3 protein-coding genes are annotated in these 3,726 nt (G+C 40.9%); all 3 read right to left on the bottom strand.

Going from position 1 to position 3,726, the window contains the following annotated elements; translation table 11 throughout:
- Positions 1-2,839: glycoside hydrolase family 32 protein (locus AB685_RS29980; RefSeq protein ID WP_053073987.1), on the bottom strand; the 2,839-nt coding region annotated here is incomplete at its 3' end.
- A 112-nt stretch (positions 2,840-2,951) separates the two neighbouring features.
- Entirely contained in the window at positions 2,952-3,569 is a 618-nt protein-coding gene (locus AB685_RS28235) for a YesL family protein (RefSeq protein ID WP_047973928.1), read from the bottom strand.
- Between the two features lie 19 nt (positions 3,570-3,588).
- Positions 3,589-3,726, bottom strand: a 138-nt coding sequence (locus AB685_RS31550) for a GH32 C-terminal domain-containing protein (protein ID WP_157860769.1), incomplete at its 5' end; no start/stop codon positions are given.

Genomic DNA, 3,726 nt, shown 5'->3' with positions numbered 1-3,726 from the left:
TCCATCCCGTAAGATCTCCAGTTTCAAACCCAGGATTTATAATATCGCTTGGTAGAACACCCTCGCTTGAGTTGAATACGTTAAAATCGTCGACATTAATGTGACCGAAACCACCAGAATGCTGATCAACAATTTTAATAAACATCGCCTCACCTAAGTGTTCGGAAGCGTTCCATGATACTCGGCGATATTGCTCTGTATTTCTACCCGTTGTTCTAAATAATTCCTCCCCAGTCGAAGCCTTAACTAATGAAACATATAGACGATTCAAATCTTGGCCACCCGCCACCAGGAAGTTAATCGTTCCATTACCATCCAATTTAAATAAACTAGATTTCATCACACCAGTGCGTTGGTCAGAGCGATCATCGTTGTGCGCACCCGCAAATCCCCACACATGGTACGTTCCTTCTTGATTAAACGGTCCACCCCAGAAGTTCGTCTCATTCGTTACGACACCATTAAAGGCACTTCCATGAATCGTCCATCCAGTCAAATCGCCTGTTTCAAAACTCGCATTCTCAATATCCGTTGGTAAACTCTCAACATCCATTTCACTAGGGAAATGACCATAGCTTCGTTTAAATTCATTTTTATATCCTGGTGTAAATTCAGCACTTTTTAGTTGATAGATTTCTAGATTTTTCAGATAGATTTCGCCACTATCCCCAACTATTTCAAGACCTTTGCTATTTGGGTCAGGGAAGATCTGTTCCGTAAATACCACTTCTCCATCGTTAAAGAACACTTCAACTGAAGATCGGTCAATAAACATATGCATCTTTAACGTTTCTTCATTACGATCGAATGGTGCCGTATGTTTGGCCGCAAAATCTGAATGGAAATCAACTATTCCCGAATTCGTCCGATCGACATACACTTGATCAGAATTTTCATCATAGCCAATCGCTGTATACTCCTCGCCACCCTTTCTTACATGAAAGCCTRTTTCCTCTGCTGTTGTTCTAGTTAGATCAATTTCAGCAATAATTTCTAACGTATCCCCATTAATGTTAGAAAGAAGTGTGTTCGAATGATCAATTACCTCATCTGACCAGCTGCTTTTTTCGCCTCGTAAACTCTCAAACTCATGAGCAGGTGATTGCGCTAAGATAATCCCTTTATCTGTTTGTTCTAAACGTAGCTCTCTCGGCAGCGTCATCGCACTTCTCCAAGGGTCCGTCGGTGTATCGCCAGCATATTTCGGTGTACTCATCCAACCAAGTAATAGAGGACGATCGTTTGGTGTGTTACTCCATGTCACACCCGCGTATATATCTGCCCCATAGTCTAGCCACTTGATTTCTTCTTCATCTGGGATAAAGGTCTCTCCATCGAACTCTCCAATAAAGTAACCCATTGCCTGTCCGCCAGTCGGACCTTTCGCTACACTTGTAATGAGAACCCACTTTTCTTCTATTCCGTTTTCTGTTGGGACAGGTAACTGAATGAGATCGGAACATTCCCATATGCCAAGATCTCCATTGACAGAAGGATTCTCAAAACGACTGACCTTTGTCCATTCTTTTAAGTTGGGCGATGTGTAGAAGTCCACTCGTTTTCCTGATGCGATTACAAAGGCCCATTCATTTTCTTCCTCATTCCAGAACACTTTCGGATCCCTGAAAACTCCGTCTCCCCCGTTGCTTACTTTCGTTTCAGTCGGCATCCCAACGACAGGATTCCCTTCATACATTCCCCAAGTTCTTCCTTTATCGTTGCTATAAGCTAAGCCTACCGTTTGATTGTCATTCCCTAATTCGTATGAAAAGATCGCGACTAATGGTGGTTGATCCCCATTCCCAAAACCACTCGTGTTTTTCTCATCGACAACCGCACTACCAGACCAAATAAAGCCATGTTCATCTGGGTATAACGCAATCGGGTGGTGCTCAAAGTTTACTAAGTCTGTGCTGATGGCATGCCCCCAATACATCGGCCCCCAAACGTTATCATTGGGATTATGTTGATARAACAAATGATATTCCCCGTCCAAATACACCATCCCATTTGGATCATTCATCCAATTTTCTTCGGGTGTGAAGTGAAATTGCGGTCTAAATGCTTCTTTATAATATCCTGTTAAAACTGTATCTTTAGGTTCTTGTTCTTGTTCTTGTTCTTGTTCTTTTGGTTCTTCTATTTCTTCAGGCTCCTTTTCTTCTTCAGGAGGTGGAGAAATCAAGTTAACCGCCTCTATCCCTGCTGTTGGGACATTCTCGTAATAAGTAAAAAAAGCATCTGCAAAAATAATGCCCCAATCTTCCTTGGCATTATCTACAATCTCAAAATAAAGATCTCTTCCAAGATAAGAAGATAAATCCCCTCTATATGGAACGAGATTAGCCAGGTTCATCCCCTCTTCAATATGAGGAAAATGACAATCACAGAATTCAGTATTCCCGTATCTAGCGAGAAGTTCATCCGTATCAGCGTCATAGACATTGAGATGAACCAAATCCATATTTTTTCCTCCTCCAAGCTTAAAGGTAATCCATCCCGATCCACTTAAGTTGAACGTGGATGATGTGAGTGTACCAGTCTCGGACTCAGGGTAGGCCCATCCATTTACGAAATAGTTTCCTTCCTGATTAAAGGGAATTTCTTCTCCCCACCAAACCTTATCATTCGRGACACTATCCGGTCCGAATGCCCCTCCCTCTACTGTCCACCCTGTTAAATCACCGGTTTCAAAACCAAGATTCTCTACTTTATTTGGAACGTTTGTATCAGGCGGATGCTCTTCGGCTTGAATGGAAACGGGATACATCATCGACTGACTTACTAGTAAAACCRTGAGAAATAACAGCAATGACTTTTTGAACCGTCTTACTCTCATAAATGACTCCTCCTCAACTTTTAAACCGCTTTCATTTTTTATTGCGTAATCGATTACGTAAAGAATAGGAACCGATTACGCCTGTTCTGTTAGACCTGAAATGACGTACATTTTATTGGTTGCTTAAAAAGGGATGAGCTTTTGAAAGAACACGCTTTGTCACCCAATACGACCATGCTCCTACTAAACAAATACTATAAAAAGGAATTAAACCTGGGATAAAACGAAGTGTAATAAAGATGAGGAATAATCCTGCTAACCAAAGCAGAAAAGACAATGGATGTGACACACCTAAAATAAATGCATATTTTATACAGTCCCAAATGCTCATCTTATATTGAGCTCGAATAGGGAACACATATAAAAAGGTGATGACAAATAGGAACGTAATCATGACCATTCCATACTTTAGAGGAAGCTGAACCATATGGTCTATTTGCTGAACAAGATAGAAATTCAACGCTAAAATACTTCCTACTACAAAGAAAATAAACCCGATCCCATTTCCTTTTATGAACTCCTTTTTGTACTCATCCCAATACCGTTTAAAAACAGGAAACTCTTCTTTCGCAAACCATTTTCTCATGACTGCAAGCATCGCAATAAACGCTGGAACAATTCCGAATAGAACGAGACCGATGGATGTGAAAAAGATAAATAATAAGTTAATATAGGCAAAACGCATGAACCATTCACTCACCTTATAAATTCCATCTGCCATGCCGTTCATCGGAATACCTCCTTTTATGTTATCGCCAAGTAGTCGTTAATGGATAGATCACTAAGGAATGGACCTTGATCTCTCCACCCACCACATATAATTCTAGTCCTTTACTTTCTTCATCAGGGAAAATCAAATTGGTAAAAACCGCTTCCCCCCCATTAGC

This window comes from Bacillus sp. LL01 (assembly GCF_001037965.1).
The sequence above is the reverse complement of the archived record's forward strand: the minus strand, read 5'-3'. Positions and strand labels throughout refer to the sequence as shown.

Excerpts from the sequence above, each read along its gene's own strand:
- AB685_RS28235 (WP_047973928.1), bottom strand. The coding sequence starts at position 3,569 with ATGAACGGCATGGCAGATGGAATTTATAAGGTGAGTGAATGGTTCATG.